The following is a 16,205-nucleotide window of genomic DNA, read 5'->3' on the forward strand; positions in this document are numbered from 1 at the left end:
CACATGGCTAAAAACCAGACTGATGCGGATGATGATAAAACACAGGATAGAAAACAAATGCGGTAGCGGGGTAAAGAGTAGAATTAACCGAGCAATGCCTTAACAGACCTGAAAATCATAGACCTATTATGGCATCGCCCGTTTTCAATTACGCACGAATCGTGTCGTCACCGAAGCCAACCCACTTATAGGTGGTCAGTGCTTCCAGACCCATTGGGCCACGCGCGTGCAGTTTTTGCGTACTCACAGCCACTTCCGCCCCCAGTCCGAATTGGCCGCCATCGGTAAAACGAGTAGAGGCGTTAACGTACACGGCAGAAGAGTCCACTTCATTCACGAAACGATCGGCGTTACGCAGGGTGCGCGTCAGGATGGCATCGGAATGCTGGGTCCCATGCTCGCGAATGTGGGTGATAGCATCGTCCAGATCGGTAACGATTTTCACGTTCAGATCCAACGACAGAAACTCGTCGTCATACTCTTCGGCTTTCACCGCAACCACGTTAGCGGGCCCTGCCTGCAATGTGGCCAGCGCGGTGTCGTCGGCATGCAGCGTGACGCCGCTTTGTGCCATCTGCTGGCTCAGCGCAGGCAGAAAACGCGCAGCGATATCCTGATGCACCAGCAGGGTTTCTACGGTGTTACAGGTGCTCGGACGCTGGGTTTTGGCGTTGACGATAATCTTCAGCGCCGGGTCGATCTCCGCGCTATCATCAACATAAATATGACAAACCCCAATGCCGCCGGTGATGACCGGGATAGTCGACTGCTCACGGCACAGCTTATGCAGACCCGCGCCACCGCGAGGGATCAGCATATCAATGTACTTATCCATACGCAGCATTTCAGCGACCAGCGCGCGGTCCGGGTTATCTATCGACTGCACGGTTGCAGCGGGTAAACCACAGGCTTCCAGCGCCTTTTGGATAACCGCCACGGTTGCCGCATTCGTCCGGTACGTCTCTTTCCCACCGCGCAGGATCGCCGCATTACCGGTTTTCAGGCACAGGGAAGCCACGTCAACGGTGACATTTGGACGCGCTTCATAAATCACGCCAATCACGCCCAGCGGAACGCGACGACGTTCGAGACGCAGGCCGCTATCCAGCAGACCGCCGTCAATCACCTGCCCGACCGGGTCGGCGAGATTACATACTTGACGCACATCGTCGGCAATCGCTTTCAGACGCGCCGGAGTCAGCGCCAGGCGGTCGAGCATTGCTTCGCTCAGGCCGTTGGCTCGCGCTTGCTCAACATCTTGTACGTTCGCGCTGAGGATGCTTTCCGTTTGCGCTTCCAGCTCATCAGCTATCGTTTCCAGTACGCGGTTTTTTTCGCGACTGGAGAGCAGCGCCAGCTTGTATGACGCAGCTTTGGCAGCAATGCCCATTTGTTCCAGCATATGCCTGTTCCTTAACGGGTAATCATGTCGTCGCGATGGACAGCAACCGGACCGTATTCGTAGCCCAGGATGGTGTCGATCTGTTGTGAGTGATGTCCGGCAATACGGCGCAGCGCATCGCTGTTATAGCGGGTAACGCCGTGGGCAATATCGCGCCCTTCGAGATTGCAGATGCGGATCACTTCACCACGAGAGAAGTTGCCTGTCACGCTTTTAATACCTTTTGGCAGTAATGAACTGCCACGCTCCAGAATCGCTGCGGTCGCCCCCTCATCAACGGTAATTTCCCCGGCTGGCGGTGCGCCGAAGATCCAGCGTTTACGGTTCTCCAGCGGAGAGGCCTGTGCATGGAAACGCGTCCCAACGGAAACGCCTTCCATCACGTCGCCAATTACGCCCGGCTTGCTGCCTGCGGCAATAATGGTGTCAATCCCGGCGCGGCATGCAACATCAGCGGCCTGCAGTTTAGTCCCCATACCACCGGTTCCCAGACCCGAGACGCTATCACCGGCAATGGCGCGCAGCGCATCATCAATACCGTGAACGTCTTTGATCAGCTCAGCCTGCGGGTTAGTGCGCGGATCGGCGGTAAACAGCCCTTGCTGATCGGTCAGCAGCAGCAGCTTATCGGCCCCGGCCAGAATCGCCGCCAGCGCTGAAAGGTTGTCGTTATCACCGACTTTAATTTCGGCGGTCGCTACGGCGTCGTTCTCATTAATGACAGGAACGATGTTGTTATCCAGCAGCGCGCGTAGCGTATCGCGGGCGTTAAGGAAGCGCTCTCTGTCTTCCATATCCGCACGCGTTAGCAGCATCTGTCCGATGTGAATACCGTAAATCGAGAACAACTGTTCCCACAGTTGAATCAATCGGCTCTGCCCTACCGCCGCCAACAGCTGTTTCGAGGCTATCGTTGCCGGGAGCTCAGGGTATCCCAGATGCTCACGTCCGGCGGCAATCGCGCCCGAGGTAACGATAACAATACGATGCCCTGCGGCATGGAGCTGCGCGCACTGGCGAACCAGTTCTACGATGTGGGCGCGGTTCAGGCGGCGCGATCCGCCCGTTAACACACTGGTGCCAAGTTTTACCACCAGCGTCTGGCTGTCACTCATGATTCTCTGCCATTCAAAATTGGGGAAAATGATATCAAACGAACGTTTTAGCAGGACTGGCCCCGGTTGCCAACAACCAGCGCACAAAGCATGAAATTTTATTGCGCAGGATCAGCAAGCGTAGCGGCAGATTTTGACGCATTTATTACAGAAACAAAAAAACATCCTTTTTTAAAAATATTCTTACTTTGTCATAAAACGTTCATTACCAGACGTTAAAAACCCTCCTGTCTTTTAACGGGGATCACACCCAGTGAATATTAGCGCGTACTTTTAATCAGGAATGAAAATGAAAAAGAGCACTCTGGCATTAGTGGTGATGGGTATTACTGCGTCGGCATCCGTACAGGCAGCGGAAGTGTATAACAAGAACGGTAATAAACTGGACCTGTACGGCAAAGTAAAAGCCATGCATTACATGACGGATTATGACAGCAAAGACGGCGACCAGAGCTATATCCGTTTAGGTTTTAAAGGCGAAACGCAAATTAACGATGAACTGACGGGATATGGCCGCTGGGAAGCAGAGTTCGCCGGCAATAAAGCCGAAAACGACTCAAACCAGCAAAAAACCCGTCTGGCCTTTGCCGGTCTGAAATTAAAAAACCTTGGCTCGTTTGATTACGGTCGTAACCTCGGCGCGCTGTACGACGTGGAAGCGTGGACCGATATGTTCCCGGAATTCGGCGGCGACTCCTCCGCGCAGACCGATAACTTTATGACCAAACGCGCCAGCGGCCTGGCGACCTACCGTAACACCGACTTCTTCGGCGTCGTGGATGGTCTGGATCTCACCCTGCAATACCAGGGGAAAAATCAGGACCGTGATGTGAAAAAACAAAACGGCGACGGTTTTGGTACTTCCGTTACCTATGACTTTGGCGGCAGCGATTTCGCGGTGAGCGGTGCGTATACCAACTCCGATCGTACCAACCAGCAGAATCTGCAAACGCGTGGGACTGGCGATAAAGCAGAAGCCTGGGCAACCGGTTTAAAATATGATGCTAACGATATTTATATTGCGACGTTCTATTCTGAAACGCGCAATATGACGCCAATTTCCGGTGGCTTCGCTAATAAAACACAGAACTTCGAAGCGGTAGTTCAGTACCAGTTTGACTTTGGTCTGCGTCCGTCACTGGGTTATGTGCTGTCAAAAGGGAAAGATATTGAAGGCGTAGGCAATGAGGATCTGGTGAATTATATCGACGTTGGCGCAACATACTATTTCAACAAAAATATGTCCGCGTTTGTCGATTATAAAATCAACCAGCTCGATAGCGACAATAAACTGGGCATCAACAATGATGATATCGTTGCTGTCGGTATGGTTTATCAGTTCTGATGTAGCATAAAAAAATGCCGGATGGGGTTGCGCCGCCATCCGGCATTTTACTGTTCATTATGCCGTTAATTTAACCGGTTCATCGTTAAAATCGTCAGCAGGCTCCAGCGCCAGATTCAGCGACGTTAACAACCCACGTAATTTTTCATGAAATTCACGTAAGGTGTATTCCAGTCGCTCTACCACTTCAGTCTCTTTCACCGGCACCGCAGTCCAGTTCCCGTCTTTATCGAACAAGCCAAACTGGTAGCTGTACGTGAAGCGTTTTTCCTGCGCCTCCAGTTCCATCCACCAGCCCCAAAACTCGCGTTTCTCTGGGGCGGGTTTCACATTGACGCAAACAGCCAGACAATCGAAAAAAAACCGATTATCTTCGCACTGCCCTTCCCGGATGTACGGGCCAAGCGCGGTGAATTTCTTGATCAATCTACTTTTCGGATGCCCACTCGGTAACGTCATTACGATCTCCTTAGGTGAAGCACCTGTTTTACCAAATCGATAAAATTTAGCAAACTTTTAACACAATCTCTGATTGATCCAACCGGTTATTTCCTGCAGCCCTTTGTCAAAATTGCGATACACCGGGTTGAATGGAATCTCCAGCAGCTTACCGTCAGAAGATGAAGAAGTGATTAAACGCGACTCCTCTTCCGGGCTAAACGGATCGTTTTTCCAGAACCCCGACAGCATTGGCGTTGGGCAGCGTCGGCCCAGCAGGCCCTGCACTTTTAATGAATAGCGATTAAGCTCAACGCGCAACGCTTCATCGGATGCGTCGTGCATCCCTAAACGACTGGCCAGAACGTCAAGGTACATTTCTGGGACGCTTGCCTGGCGCTGCGGGTCGCTAAGCAGCGCATGAACCACCGGACCCAAACAGGCCACCGCCTTCAGACGTGATGATTCCAGATACGCCAGGCGTACCGCCACGTTGGCGCCAAAACGGAAGCCGAAGGCCGCCACACGGGTGTGATCCACCCACGGAACATTCGGCAGCGCTTTTAATACGTGCTGGTGCAGCAGGCTGGAGTCCTGGGTCAGTTTCCATTTTGACGAGAACCCGACCGACGGCATATCCAGCGTCAGCATGGCAATACCGCGCGGGGCAAAGTAGCGCTCATACAGAGTGTAATAATCCGTTTGCATGGAGTCGAGGCCACCGCACATCAGCACCGTCGGGAACGGACCGTCGCCTTTTGGCATATGCAGGAAGCCGGTAATCGGCGCGCCGCCGGTAACGGCAAATTCCATCTCACGCAGCGTGCCCGGCAGACGCTGTGCGGCCTCTTCATAGGCGCGATTGGCCAGAGCCTGCGCCTGCTCTGCCAGCTCATCGCCTTTTAAGTGCGGATAAGCAGCGATGTTGTAGAGCGTGGAAGCATGCAGCCAGTGGCGTCCGCTCACCTGCGGATCCTCTTCCATAGAGGCTTTCTGTTGCCAGTCCATCGCCTGCTTCGCCCACTCGTAAATCCAGTTTCCGCCGCGATAGCCGATAACCGTGTCGTAAAGCTCTTTATCGGTGCGTTCGGCTTCGCTCATGACGATACGTGCCTGCACTTCGAGGATTTCGCGCGGATCGACGCCACGCCAGATCCACATCAGGCGGTTCACCATGCGGTACCAGTGCGGGATGGTTTTGCCATCCAGGGTCGATTGTACGGACGGCTGCGCGCCGTGATTAAAACGACGAACCAGCGTTGACGTTTCAGGGTGTTTGAAGCGGGGTTTAAACAGGACTTCGCTGAGGTTAGCCTGTGACATGATTGCAGCCTCCATGAGTACTCACTAAGGCATAGTGTAACCTGACACAGCACAAAAAGAACAACGCCCGACAGTGCGGGCGTTGAAAACTTTTTAGATTAGCGACCCGAGATCGGCGGAACGAACACTACGCCCATATCCCACGGCTGCTCAATCCAGGTATCCTGAGGGATATCAACAACATAATCATTCACCAGCGGGCGACCTGCCGGCTTAGCGAAAATAGTGACGAAATGCGCTTTAGGGTACATTTCGCGGATCGCTACGGCGGTACCACCGGTGTCAACCAGGTCATCAATTACGATGAAACCTTCACCGTCGCCTTCGGCACGCTTCAGCACTTTCAGTTCGCGCTGGTTGTCGTGATCGTAGCTGGAGATGCATACGGTATCGACATGACGAATACCCAATTCACGCGCCAGCAATGCGCCCGGCACCAGACCACCACGGCTAACGGCAATAATGCCTTTCCATTGTTCAGAAGGCATCAGGCGGCTTGCCAGTTTACGTGCATGGATCTGCAACATGTCCCAGGTGACGACGTATTTTTCGCTCATGTGAAGTGTCCCAGCCTGTTTATCTACGGCTTAAAAAGTGTTCGAGGGGGAAATAGGTTGCGCGAGATTATAGAGATCTGACGCACTAAAAACCAGTGTTTCGCGGAATCCGCGCCTCTTTTTGCATGCTTTATGCTAGCCGTCAGCGGAGAAAGTGGTATTCTCAATCGCATCGCGCAAGCCTGACTTGTGATGTTTTTAATTCTGCTAACCCTGTGGCCTGCAAGCAAGTTTTGTAGGACATCGCCAAGGAGACTCAACGTGTCTGAACTGTCTCAGTTATCCCCGCAACCGCTGTGGGATATTTTTGCCAAAATCTGTTCTATTCCTCATCCGTCCTACCATGAAGAGCAGCTCGCTGAACACATTCTGAGCTGGGCCCAAGAGAAAGGTTTCCACGTCGAGCGCGATCAGGTCGGTAATATCCTGATTCGCAAACCCGCTACCGCAGGAATGGAAAACCGCAAGCCGGTCGTTCTGCAAGCGCACCTGGATATGGTCCCGCAGAAAAATAACGACACCGTGCACGACTTCACTAAAGATCCTATCCAGCCTTATATTGACGGCGAATGGGTAAAAGCCCGTGGCACCACGCTGGGTGCGGATAACGGCATCGGTATGGCGTCCGCACTGGCCGTTCTGGCTGATGACAACGTGGTACACGGTCCGCTCGAAGTGCTGCTGACCATGACCGAAGAAGCAGGTATGGATGGCGCGTTTGGTCTGCAGGCTAACTGGCTGCAGGCAGATATCCTGATCAACACCGACTCAGAAGAAGAAGGTGAGATCTATATGGGTTGCGCAGGCGGTATCGACTTTACCTCTAACCTGCCGCTGTCCCGTGAAGCAATCCCGGCTGGCTTCCAGAGCTTTAAGCTGACGTTGAAAGGCCTGAAAGGCGGTCACTCCGGTGGCGAAATCCACGTTGGTCTCGGTAACGCTAACAAGCTGCTGGTACGCTTCCTGGCGGGTCACGCTGAAGAGCTGGATCTGCGTCTGGTTGATTTCAACGGCGGTACGCTGCGCAACGCAATTCCGCGTGAAGCCTTTGCCACCCTCGCCGTGGCGGCAGATAAAGTTGATGCGTTAAAAGCGCTGGTCAACACCTACCAGGAAATCCTGAAAAACGAACTGGAAGCCAAAGAGAAGAACCTGGCTCTGCTGCTGGATGCCGTTACTCACGACAAAGCCGCGCTGACCACTCAGTCTCGCGACAGCTTCGTACGTTTGCTGAACGCCACCCCGAACGGTGTTATCCGCAATTCCGACGTAGCCAAAGGCGTGGTAGAAACCTCCCTGAACGTCGGCGTTGTAACCATGACTGACGACAACGTTGAAATTCACTGCCTGATCCGTTCCCTGATCGACAGCGGTAAAGACTACGTGGTAAGCATGCTGGATTCACTGGGTAAACTGGCTGGCGCGAAAACCCAGGCCAAAGGCGGATACCCTGGCTGGCAGCCGGATGCTAACTCTCCGGTTATGCACCTGGTTCGCGAAACCTACCAGCGTCTGTTCAACAAAACGCCAAACATCCAGATCATTCACGCCGGTCTGGAATGTGGTCTGTTCAAGAAACCGTATCCGGAAATGGACATGGTTTCCATCGGGCCAACCATCACCGGTCCGCACTCCCCGGATGAGCAGGTTCATATCGAAAGCGTTGGTCACTACTGGACGCTGCTGACTGAACTGCTGAAGTCGATTCCGGCGAAGTAAGATTCTGCGCTAAATGCCGGATAGCGCTGCGCTTATCCGGCAATCCATCAGAGTCACAGCCCCAACAGCAGCTGTCTTTCCAGTTGGGGATCCAGCAGCGTGACGTGTAATCCCACCAGCCTCACGCCTCGCCCTCCCCGACGTTCTTCCCAGGTTTTACGCGCCGTCGCAATTAAGTCATCTTTATTTAAGCGCGGCCAAACGTGCTCCTGCGTGGTCTGCTGAAAATCATTAAACTTGAGTTTTATCCCCTGGCGAGCGATAAGGAGATCCGGCTTTACCTTGGCCAGACGCCGTTCCAGTTCGGGATAAAGCCGCTCAATAATCGCCTCACACTCTGACCACTTATGAATATCTTCCGCCAGCGTGCGCTCCACGCCGACGGATTTGCGCAGTCTGTCGTTGTTAACGTCCCGCTCGTCAATGCCCTGGCTTCGCTCCCACAGCACGCGACCAAACTTACCAAAACGTTTGAGCAGCATTGCCAGGTCGTATTTTTGAACATCCTCGCAGGTACGCAATCCCATTGATTCCAGCTTCGCGGCGGAGACTTTGCCGACGCCGGGAATTTTGCCGAGCGGTAACGTTTTGAGAAATTCAGGAACATCGGCAGGGGTAATCACATATTGCCCGTTGGGCTTGTTGAGATCGGAGGCTATTTTTGCCAGAAATTTAACCGGCGCAATCCCGGCGGAGGCGGTTAGCTGCAGCTCGTTAAAAATCGTCTGGCGGATCTCCTGGGCGATCAGCGTGGCAGAACCGTGGCAGTGGGTGCTGTCGGTTACATCCAGATAGGCTTCATCCAGCGACAGGGGTTCAATCAGCGAGGTATAGCGGGAGAAAATCGCCTGAATCTGGCGGGAGGCTTCTTTGTAAGCCTCGTAGCGACCGGGTAATAAGGTAAGATGCGGGCATAGCTTTAACGCCATTCCCGTTGGCATCGCGCTACGCACGCCAAATTTGCGCGCCGGGTAATTGGCTGTACTGATAACCCCCCGGCGCTCCCGGCTGCCGCCGATGGCAATGGGAATGTCACGCAGAGCGGGGTTATCGCGCATTTCCACCGCTGCGAAAAAGCAGTCCATATCAACATGTATGATTTTGCGCATTACTCGCCTCCCACAACACTGTTTAAGTATACAGTATTTTTATAGTGTGAGAAGTATGATTATTCCTTACGCCGGACCATTCATGACGAAGCGGGCATCGCACAGGTAACGCACAATATCCTTTTTCGTATGTTCTGCGGGATTCCCCGCCGTACTGACAAACAGTTTATTCACTTTGCGAACATTTGCCCGCAGCAGTTTTTCGATTGTCATCAGGCGGAAGGCATCATTTTCAACGCAGAAAAGCTCGTAGTCGCCCAGACGTTCACCACAAATTTCACAGTGATTCATCCAGTAACGTAGCCCGGTGGTTTTACTTTTATCGAGGTAGTAATTGCTGGCTTTGATGTTCTTTTTTATCTCTTCAGGCAGAGAATTAATGTGGAACAAAAAGCTGTTACGCCTGACCGACTGCCAGCCCTGACCATCCTGATTTTTCTTAATAAAGCGGGTAAACATCACGCCATGGATGCGGGTAATTTGGTGGCAGCTCCAGCAGTGCATCTTCGAGGTAATCACCAGATAGTACGGCGCGACAATATTAAAATTGTCGGTGTCGTAGACATAGTCACGAAGCGCCCCGTTTAGCTCGTGGGGTTCGGTGTACCAGATACCTGAGACCTTGTCGAAATGCGCCCCCTGACAGGCTACATCGGTGACGTTATCAGTATGAATCTCCAATGGAATAATATGGGTTACATCTATCACATTGCCTTCCTGAGGAATAAATTGCCCCCACGTTGCGTGGGGGACGAGAACAGAATTAATGAGTGACGGGAGCAGATTGTTGACGTAAAGAAGTCACCTGCTTTTGCTTGTCCAGCTTATCAACCAGCGGTTGCACAACCTTCTCTCCCTGCTGGCCAAAATATTGATACAACGTATCGGAAGCGCTTTGCGTCAGCACCATGATCTCAATGCGACGGTTCCCGGCACTTTCCGGGTTTTTCGCATCCAGCAGCATTTGGTCCGCCATCGCGCTGACCTGCATGACTTTATTCTGCGGCATTCCGGCATCTTCCAGCACGCGTCGCGCCGACAAAGCGCGGTCGCCGGAGAGGTTCCAGTTGTTGTAAATATTACTCTTATAGCTCATCGCGTCTGTATGCCCGGTGATGATTATCTTGTTATCCAGCGAGTCAAACACGGGAGTCAGTTCAACCAGCAGCGATTTAAAGAACGGCATAATCCTGGCGCTACCGCGTTCAAACATATTGCGATTCTGGTCATCTTTAATCAGTACGCGCAGCCCCTGAGGAACAATCTCCATCTCGAGGTTAGTTTCCATATGCGCATTGCGGGCGATAACGTTAATGTCGGTCGCCAGTTCGCCCAATTCGCGGGCTGATTTTTGTTTCAGCAGCACCGCTTTTTCATTCACATCCAGCGCCTTTTTCGCGTTCTCTTCCGTAATTTTCGCCGTCTCCTGCGGGTTGACGGTTTTATCGAGTTTGTTGCGCGTGACGTTTTTCTTCTGCGCTCCCGGCGCTATCGGCTGCTTGCCCAGCTTATTTAACGGCGCCATACCGCCACCGTTAAAGATTGACTGACCATGCAGCGCCGCCACGATATTTTCGCGGTCAGCTTTACTGACGCTGTTCACAATCCACAACGTCATAAACAACGCCATCATCGCCAGCGTAAAGTCAGCAAATGCCACCTTCCATGCTCCCCCATGATGACCTGCATGATTCTTTTTGATTTGTCGGCGGATAATGGTGGTTTTCGCGCCGCGATCGCGACGATTTGGCCCCTTCCTCATGCTTATTCTTGCTCCAGCATCGCATTCACCCACGCATCCAGATTGGCGAATGTGGGTTTGGAAGCCAGATGAAGAAGTTTACGTCCCGCATCAACCGCCAGCAGCGTCGGCTTACCGCCCGCTTGCGCCACCAGCACGGTACGTACACATTCGAGCAGCGAATGTTCCGCCCGCGCCTGCTGTTCCATGGCGTTTGCCAGCGGATCCATCACGCTATAACAGATGAAGACCCCTAAGAATGTCCCCACCAGCGCCGCCGCCACTTTCAGGCCGATAAGCGCAATGGAACCATCGATTGACTGCATGGTGATGATGATACCCAGCACCGCCGCGCAAATGCCGAAGCCAGGCATCGCCTCGGCGGTACGCTGCAGGGAACGCGAAGGGGTTAACAGCGATTCTTCCGCGGTATCCAGTTCCTGATCGAGGATCCCTTCCAGCTCGTGGGCATCAATTTTTCCCATCGCCATCAGACGGAAATTATCGGCGATAAAGGTCACCAGTCGTTTCTGGGTCAGTACCAGCGGGTATTTCTGGAAAATGGTACTCTCTTCCGGCTGTTCGATATGCTGATCCAACATACGCAGACCGCCGTTCTGCACCATTTCCAGCAGTTCATACAGGCACATCAGCAACTGACGCTGGAACTCCGGCCCCATTTTCTTTTTGCTGACCACGCCTTTGATCTGGTGAGCAATCTCTTTAAGCACATGCATTGGGTTACCGATAATCATCGCCCCCAGACCGGCCCCCACGATAATAATAATTTCTGCCGGCTGCCAGATAGCAATTAACTGTCCGCCAGCCTCAAAGTAGCCACCAAATACGCAGCCTAAAACCACCAATAAACCAAAAATCTTTTGCATTACGTCCTCCGCATGTTGATTCGGAATTGTTAATCTGGATATAAACAATCACGAATCTTGTGCGTGATTTTTTTATTCATTTGACAAATTCGAGCTTCAGTCAGCCCTAATACCAGCGCGATTTCTTTTAAATTCATATCGTGCTGGTAATACATTGAGAGCACCAGTCCCTCCTTTTCGCTGAGTTGGCTCAGGGCATAACCCAGCATTTCCTGCGTGACGAATTGTTCTTCAAGCCCCCGCCCTTCGAGCGGCGCAATCGGTATATCGCCATTCAGTAATTCATCCAGGCTGGCCAGCGACTCGGCACCTTCCAGCTGTTGATATTCCTGATAATCTTCAGACGACAAACCCAACCGGGAAAGCTCTTCCCATGAGGGTTCATGCCCGAGCTGAGTACGCGCATCACGAATCAAATCTTTAATCTGATGGTATTTTTGTCGTAGCTGACGAGGCCGCCAGTCGAGGCTGCGCAGCTCATCGAGTATGGCTCCGCGGATACGATGGACGGCATAACCGGCAAAGCCCTCATCCGGTTGACCATAGCGGCGAATCGCATTCAGTAATCCCATCAGCGCCGTTTGCTCCATATCCTGCCTGTCCATAACGCAGGTACATTGCGGCGCAAGTTGACGCACCACTTTGCGCACCAAAGGAAGATAAGCCTGTAAATAATGGCTCTCTTGCTTTGGCGTTAGCACGGGCGTCGCATTAAAATCTTCTGACTCGTAAGCATCCTGGATCATGTTATTTCCTGGCTTGTCGCTTATTGAAACACGACTTTTTTCACCAATATGTCCTTATACGGTGTCGCCATTTTGCGTTTCGCTAATTCAATTTTCAGATTTTCAAAAACTTTCTTTCTGATATCGGAGATCTTCAGCGCCCGAATCTCTTCATATTTCATATTCGAGAGTTCATCTACCGTAATACTTTGATAGAGCGGTTCGTCTTTCTTAATTTTTTCAGCGTCTTTCTCTGAATCAACGACCATTACCAGCTCTGCCACCATGTATCGGTCTGTCCCTTCACTATCATGAAGCGTAACCACCGTTTCCGGCAGAGAAACAAATATGCTGCTGCTCTCATCCTGATTTTCTTCGGGTATCTCAGTGGATTTTGCTGCCTTAGCTATCGCACCTTTATTCATAAAATGATAAATACCCCATCCAGCCCCACCAGCAATACCCAGAGCAACGACAGAGCTGATCACACACGCAATAACAATTTTCTTCATCTTGCTTTTACACTTTGATCAGAACGGATTCGTTCTGTTGAAATTGAGGTTCGTCGTTAAGCGTTAGCGCCGACGTCACCTCGTCCTGTTGATGACCTGACTGCTGTTGTTGCTGTTGCGATTGTCCCTCGGAAGAGACCTGAACATTCACTTCCATGAAGTTCTGCGCCGTGAGGTGCTGGCGTAAGTTCTCGCTAAATTGCTGCAACGAGCGGCAGACATCGCTCTGATTTGCGCCGATGTGCACCATCAGCTTTCCTGCGTCCAGCTGCACGGCAATTTCCAGTTTGCCCAGCGATGGCGGGTCTAGACGAATGGTCGACACCTGCTGTTGCTGACCCAACTGGAATTGAATTCTGTCTTTGAGCAGCGCGGTGAGCTTCTCGCCGAGCTCCTCTGTTGACAGCGTGGTAGGCGCGGAAACTTGCGTCGACACCACGTTGTGGTCGCTCAGGGCATTTACCGGCTGAGTTCCCTGCACCGCCGTATTGAGCAAACTTTGCGACGCAAGCGATGGGTTAACCGTTACGCTATCCGTTTTTCTCACCGCCATCGGGCGAGGAACGGCGTGATCCGCTGACTTCACCCGGGCGGAAATTTGCTGTGAGGTCGAAAGCGAGACAGGTTCAGGCGCGATCGCGCGCAGATCCTGGGCGGAGAATGTCGCCAGTTTGGCCTGCTGATCCGGGGTTGCCTGGGGCAAATTCTCGGTGATCGATGCCAGTAACGTTTGCAGCTTTGGCGACAGTGACGATAAATCCGTGGCGTGCTGCTCAGCCGACGGCATGGATTGTTTTCCTTGCCCGGCCATCGCGCTCGCCAGTTGGCGCAAAAGCGCAGACCCCGCCCCCGTAGTTTGCGCCTGCGTCAGCATTTTCAGCATCTCACCGTCAGGCTGCTTCTGCGCCGCCGCAGGCGTTAACGGCTGTGCCGGTTGCGCCAGTAACATCGCCAGCAATGCCTGCATGGCCGCAGGATCTGCATCATCGCGTTGATGCTCAGGCAACGACGCCTGCTGTTGGTTTATTTTTGCGCCGATCAAACGTTCAGCCACCGCGTTAAGCCCGGCCCGCGGTAAAGAAAACGTGCTGCCGCTCGTTGACGTTGTTGGGGCCGAAATAGCCGCTTTTTCCGGTGTGGCCTCTGCCAACGCACTGGCCGAGGCCAGTAATACAGGATTCATGCCTTCTCCGAAATTAAATTAACCATTGAGTACGCCAACATTCCTTCCTGATTTTGCTGATGTTGATCCATGCGCGCTTTGAGTTCTTCCGCACGCTGCGTTCGTCGGGCAATCAGCACCTCAAACGCCGCATGCAGGGTGTCTTTGACCTCTCGCAACGCGGTGGCATCGGTTTCCCAGGCGGCATAGTCATGAAAAACGCGCATCACCTGCTGATGCAGGCCGGGTAATCGGCGCCAACGCTTTCGATCCAGCGCCTCGTTCATCTCTTTTACCAGGGCATAAAGCTGCTGTTGCTGACGCTCTCTTTCCATCGTCTTATCCCAGCTTTGCCGACAGACCTTCCCAGCCTGTGCGTAGATTGGTCAGGATGAGGATCACTTCATCAATTTTTTCCAGCGACAATTCGCCGCTGGCTTCATACAGGCGGTAGACGCAGTGGTCATACAGCCGGGACAAATTCACCACCAACTCGCCGCCCGTTTCAAACTCCAGCGAGCTGGTTAAGGCGTTGAGAATATCGATACATTTGTTGATGCTTTGCGCCTTGCGCTCATAGCGTTTGTTCTCAATGTGGCTTTTGGCGCGTTCCAGCTCGTCCATCAGCCCCGAAAACAGCACCAGCACCAGCTCTAATGGCGATGCTGCTGCGGTACGCGCAGCAAGATCCATCTCTTTGTATTGCGAATAACCATCCTGCGTGTCGTACATGTTGATTCTCAATCCTTCTCTTAAATCAGCCGGTTACATAAACGCGGCCATACTCATTTTCATGGTGTACGTTTCCACCAGCGTATTGGTGTACTCTTCCACATAGCGCTCGTAGTTGGTGTTATAGGTTTCAGTCAGCTGATCGCTTTCGTCCTGAATTTTGCTCTGCTGGTCATCAATGTTTTCCTGGCGCAGGGCGATGATGCCGTTGCTGGAATCCAGATAGCTTTCCATCAGGTCGTCCATCTGCGCGACCATGCTGTCCTCCCCGACAAAAATAGCGGTCAAACCGTCCGGGTTTTCTTCCATTGCTTCGCTGAACTGAGTGGAGTCAATTTGTAAGTGACCGTCGGAATCCAGCGTGATGCCATAATCAACAATCGACACGCCACCGTAAGACGCGTGAGCAATATCATCCATCTGATTTGCCAGCGAATTCATCCCGGCGTCACCCGCAAAAACCCCGGACGCCGTGTCGTCATCGCCATAGCTGGTCAGTGAATCGATGGTGTCGACCAAGGTGTTGTAGGCATCAACAAAGGTCTGCACTTTGGCCTGCGATCCGCTGGAGTCTTCCGCGACGGTAAAAGTGGTCACATCGTTAGGATCATCAGGATCGCTAACCTCAGAAAAAGTCATCGTCACGCCGGGGATCACATCGTCAAAGGTATTGGTGCTGCTGGTGATCGCAGGGCCATCCTCGTTACCGAGGTGAATAATGGCGTCCTGCGCTTGCGTTATCTGTTGTTCACTGGAGGATTCCGCCGTAGCCAGATCGGTGTTACCCGAAACGCTCACCGAAAAACCGCTTTGCTCACCGGTGGTATCAGAGGTCAGCATGATGGTGGTCGTGCCGTCGGTCTTAACCAATGCCGCCGACACGCCTGGGTTATCGTCCGAGTTATTAATCGCATCAACCAGTTCACTGGCATCAACACAGTTATCGCCATCCTCATCGACCGTAGACAGGTCAATATCCATGGTTGTGCCGTCATCCATGGTTATCTCAAATGAACCCGTCGCGGCGTAAGTATCGTCGCTCATGCTGAACGTGGTTTGTTGCCCCTGTGCTAACTGCGAAACATAAAATGAGTAGGTCCCCGCCTGTGCCTGCGAGTTTGCCGACACCGTATTCGACTCATTATTTGTGGTGGCGGAAAACGTCAGTGGGCCGTCGGTGTCGCTGTTCAGCGCATCGATTGCCGTCTGAAAATCAGTCAGCGCGTTACTGAGCGAGTCCAGACCGCTGCTCTCAGCATTCAACTCGTTCTGTTGGTTCTGCAGATTCGTCGCCTGGGTGGCAATATCGGCGTAGGCAAATTGTTGTGCTAATTTTTGGATCGGACTCGTATAGCTCATGATCAATGACTCCGTGCAACGTTATTTATGTAAAAGCAAAATACATGCCAATAATTTTTACAATTAAAATTCAGTGAGT

17 protein-coding genes are annotated in these 16,205 nt (G+C 52.5%); 2 read left to right on the top strand and 15 right to left on the bottom strand.

Going from position 1 to position 16,205, the window contains the following annotated elements; genetic code table 11:
- Positions 1 to 148 precede the first annotated feature (148 nt).
- Positions 149 to 1,402: a glutamate-5-semialdehyde dehydrogenase gene (gene proA, locus HV302_RS19580; RefSeq protein WP_181626470.1), complete on the bottom strand. Its 1,254-nt coding sequence runs from the start codon at positions 1,400 to 1,402 to the stop codon at positions 149 to 151.
- A gap of 11 nt (positions 1,403 to 1,413) precedes the next feature.
- Positions 1,414 to 2,517 carry a glutamate 5-kinase gene (proB, locus tag HV302_RS19585; protein ID WP_003031373.1) on the bottom strand — a complete coding sequence of 368 codons (1,104 nt, stop codon included), beginning with the start codon at positions 2,515 to 2,517 and terminating at the stop codon, positions 1,414 to 1,416.
- A 289-nt stretch (positions 2,518 to 2,806) separates the two neighbouring features.
- On the opposite strand from proB, the gene phoE reads away from it, so the two are divergent.
- Positions 2,807 to 3,862, top strand: a complete 1,056-nt coding sequence (phoE, locus tag HV302_RS19590; protein ID WP_181626471.1) for a phosphoporin PhoE — start codon at positions 2,807 to 2,809, stop codon at positions 3,860 to 3,862.
- 57 nt (positions 3,863 to 3,919) lie between these two features.
- On the opposite strand, the gene crl is transcribed toward phoE, so the two are convergent.
- The 3 genes from crl to gpt all read right to left on the bottom strand — a co-directional run bounded on the left by crl (position 3,920) and on the right by gpt (position 6,180).
- The gene (gene crl / locus HV302_RS19595; protein WP_016151866.1) at positions 3,920 to 4,321 is read right to left on the bottom strand and encodes a sigma factor-binding protein Crl; all 402 of its coding nucleotides are present in this window, start codon (positions 4,319 to 4,321) and stop codon (positions 3,920 to 3,922) included.
- Positions 4,322 to 4,378: 57 nt separating this feature from the next.
- Positions 4,379 to 5,623 carry an esterase FrsA gene (gene frsA / locus HV302_RS19600; RefSeq protein ID WP_016155767.1) on the bottom strand — a complete coding sequence of 415 codons (1,245 nt, stop codon included), beginning with the start codon at positions 5,621 to 5,623 and terminating at the stop codon, positions 4,379 to 4,381.
- Positions 5,624 to 5,721: 98 nt separating this feature from the next.
- Positions 5,722 to 6,180, bottom strand: coding sequence for a xanthine phosphoribosyltransferase (gene gpt, locus HV302_RS19605; protein WP_003031380.1), 459 nt, complete (start codon positions 6,178 to 6,180; stop codon positions 5,722 to 5,724).
- A 261-nt stretch (positions 6,181 to 6,441) separates the two neighbouring features.
- On the opposite strand from gpt, the gene pepD reads away from it, so the two are divergent.
- Complete coding sequence (gene pepD / locus HV302_RS19610) at positions 6,442 to 7,899, top strand: cytosol nonspecific dipeptidase (RefSeq protein WP_016151863.1); 1,458 nt, start codon at positions 6,442 to 6,444, stop codon at positions 7,897 to 7,899.
- A gap of 53 nt (positions 7,900 to 7,952) precedes the next feature.
- Here the strand turns inward: pepD and dinB are convergent, their stop codons facing one another.
- The 10 genes from dinB to fliD all read right to left on the bottom strand — a co-directional run bounded on the left by dinB (position 7,953) and on the right by fliD (position 16,126).
- Positions 7,953 to 9,008, bottom strand: a complete 1,056-nt coding sequence (gene dinB, locus HV302_RS19615; RefSeq protein WP_181626472.1) for a DNA polymerase IV — start codon at positions 9,006 to 9,008, stop codon at positions 7,953 to 7,955.
- A gap of 66 nt (positions 9,009 to 9,074) precedes the next feature.
- Entirely contained in the window at positions 9,075 to 9,716 is a 642-nt protein-coding gene (locus tag HV302_RS19620) for a hypothetical protein (protein WP_016151861.1), read from the bottom strand.
- Between the two features lie 55 nt (positions 9,717 to 9,771).
- Positions 9,772 to 10,770: a putative lateral flagellar export/assembly protein LafU gene (lafU, locus tag HV302_RS19625; protein ID WP_016151860.1), complete on the bottom strand. Its 999-nt coding sequence runs from the start codon at positions 10,768 to 10,770 to the stop codon at positions 9,772 to 9,774.
- Between the two features lie 2 nt (positions 10,771 to 10,772).
- Positions 10,773 to 11,636: a flagellar motor stator protein MotA gene (motA, locus tag HV302_RS19630; RefSeq protein ID WP_181626473.1), complete on the bottom strand. Its 864-nt coding sequence runs from the start codon at positions 11,634 to 11,636 to the stop codon at positions 10,773 to 10,775.
- 29 nt (positions 11,637 to 11,665) lie between these two features.
- On the bottom strand, positions 11,666 to 12,382 hold the full coding sequence (locus tag HV302_RS19635) for a FliA/WhiG family RNA polymerase sigma factor (RefSeq protein ID WP_046275416.1): 717 nt from the start codon (positions 12,380 to 12,382) through the stop codon (positions 11,666 to 11,668).
- Positions 12,383 to 12,402: 20 nt separating this feature from the next.
- Entirely contained in the window at positions 12,403 to 12,873 is a 471-nt protein-coding gene (locus HV302_RS19640; RefSeq protein WP_181626474.1) for a flagellar basal body-associated FliL family protein, read from the bottom strand.
- A gap of 7 nt (positions 12,874 to 12,880) precedes the next feature.
- Positions 12,881 to 14,056, bottom strand: a complete 1,176-nt coding sequence (locus HV302_RS19645; protein ID WP_181626475.1) for a flagellar hook-length control protein FliK — start codon at positions 14,054 to 14,056, stop codon at positions 12,881 to 12,883.
- Positions 14,053 to 14,370: a hypothetical protein gene (locus tag HV302_RS19650; protein ID WP_016151855.1), complete on the bottom strand. Its 318-nt coding sequence runs from the start codon at positions 14,368 to 14,370 to the stop codon at positions 14,053 to 14,055. The genes HV302_RS19645 and HV302_RS19650 overlap by 4 nt, the downstream gene beginning before the upstream one ends.
- Before the next feature lie 4 nt (positions 14,371 to 14,374).
- On the bottom strand, positions 14,375 to 14,767 hold the full coding sequence (fliS, locus tag HV302_RS19655; protein WP_003843794.1) for a flagellar export chaperone FliS: 393 nt from the start codon (positions 14,765 to 14,767) through the stop codon (positions 14,375 to 14,377).
- 33 nt (positions 14,768 to 14,800) lie between these two features.
- The gene (gene fliD / locus HV302_RS19660; RefSeq protein WP_181626476.1) at positions 14,801 to 16,126 is read right to left on the bottom strand and encodes a flagellar filament capping protein FliD; all 1,326 of its coding nucleotides are present in this window, start codon (positions 16,124 to 16,126) and stop codon (positions 14,801 to 14,803) included.
- Between the last annotated feature and the right edge of the window lie 79 nt (positions 16,127 to 16,205).

Source organism: Citrobacter sp. RHBSTW-00859 (assembly GCF_013729795.1).
Taxonomy (GTDB): domain Bacteria; phylum Pseudomonadota; class Gammaproteobacteria; order Enterobacterales; family Enterobacteriaceae; genus Citrobacter; species Citrobacter braakii.

Coding starts and splice junctions, on each gene's coding strand:
- HV302_RS19635 (WP_046275416.1), bottom strand. CDS start 12,382: ATGATCCAGGATGCTTACGAGTCAGAAGATTTTAATGCGACGCCCGTG.
- phoE (WP_181626471.1), top strand. CDS start 2,807: ATGAAAAAGAGCACTCTGGCATTAGTGGTGATGGGTATTACTGCGTCG.
- frsA (WP_016155767.1), bottom strand. CDS start 5,623: ATGTCACAGGCTAACCTCAGCGAAGTCCTGTTTAAACCCCGCTTCAAA.
- proA (WP_181626470.1), bottom strand. CDS start 1,402: ATGCTGGAACAAATGGGCATTGCTGCCAAAGCTGCGTCATACAAGCTG.
- HV302_RS19650 (WP_016151855.1), bottom strand. CDS start 14,370: ATGGAAAGAGAGCGTCAGCAACAGCAGCTTTATGCCCTGGTAAAAGAG.
- fliD (WP_181626476.1), bottom strand. CDS start 16,126: ATGAGCTATACGAGTCCGATCCAAAAATTAGCACAACAATTTGCCTAC.
- motA (WP_181626473.1), bottom strand. CDS start 11,636: ATGCAAAAGATTTTTGGTTTATTGGTGGTTTTAGGCTGCGTATTTGGT.
- HV302_RS19640 (WP_181626474.1), bottom strand. CDS start 12,873: ATGAAGAAAATTGTTATTGCGTGTGTGATCAGCTCTGTCGTTGCTCTG.
- HV302_RS19645 (WP_181626475.1), bottom strand. CDS start 14,056: ATGAATCCTGTATTACTGGCCTCGGCCAGTGCGTTGGCAGAGGCCACA.
- gpt (WP_003031380.1), bottom strand. CDS start 6,180: ATGAGCGAAAAATACGTCGTCACCTGGGACATGTTGCAGATCCATGCA.
- crl (WP_016151866.1), bottom strand. CDS start 4,321: ATGACGTTACCGAGTGGGCATCCGAAAAGTAGATTGATCAAGAAATTC.
- fliS (WP_003843794.1), bottom strand. CDS start 14,767: ATGTACGACACGCAGGATGGTTATTCGCAATACAAAGAGATGGATCTT.
- dinB (WP_181626472.1), bottom strand. CDS start 9,008: ATGCGCAAAATCATACATGTTGATATGGACTGCTTTTTCGCAGCGGTG.
- lafU (WP_016151860.1), bottom strand. CDS start 10,770: ATGAGGAAGGGGCCAAATCGTCGCGATCGCGGCGCGAAAACCACCATT.
- proB (WP_003031373.1), bottom strand. CDS start 2,517: ATGAGTGACAGCCAGACGCTGGTGGTAAAACTTGGCACCAGTGTGTTA.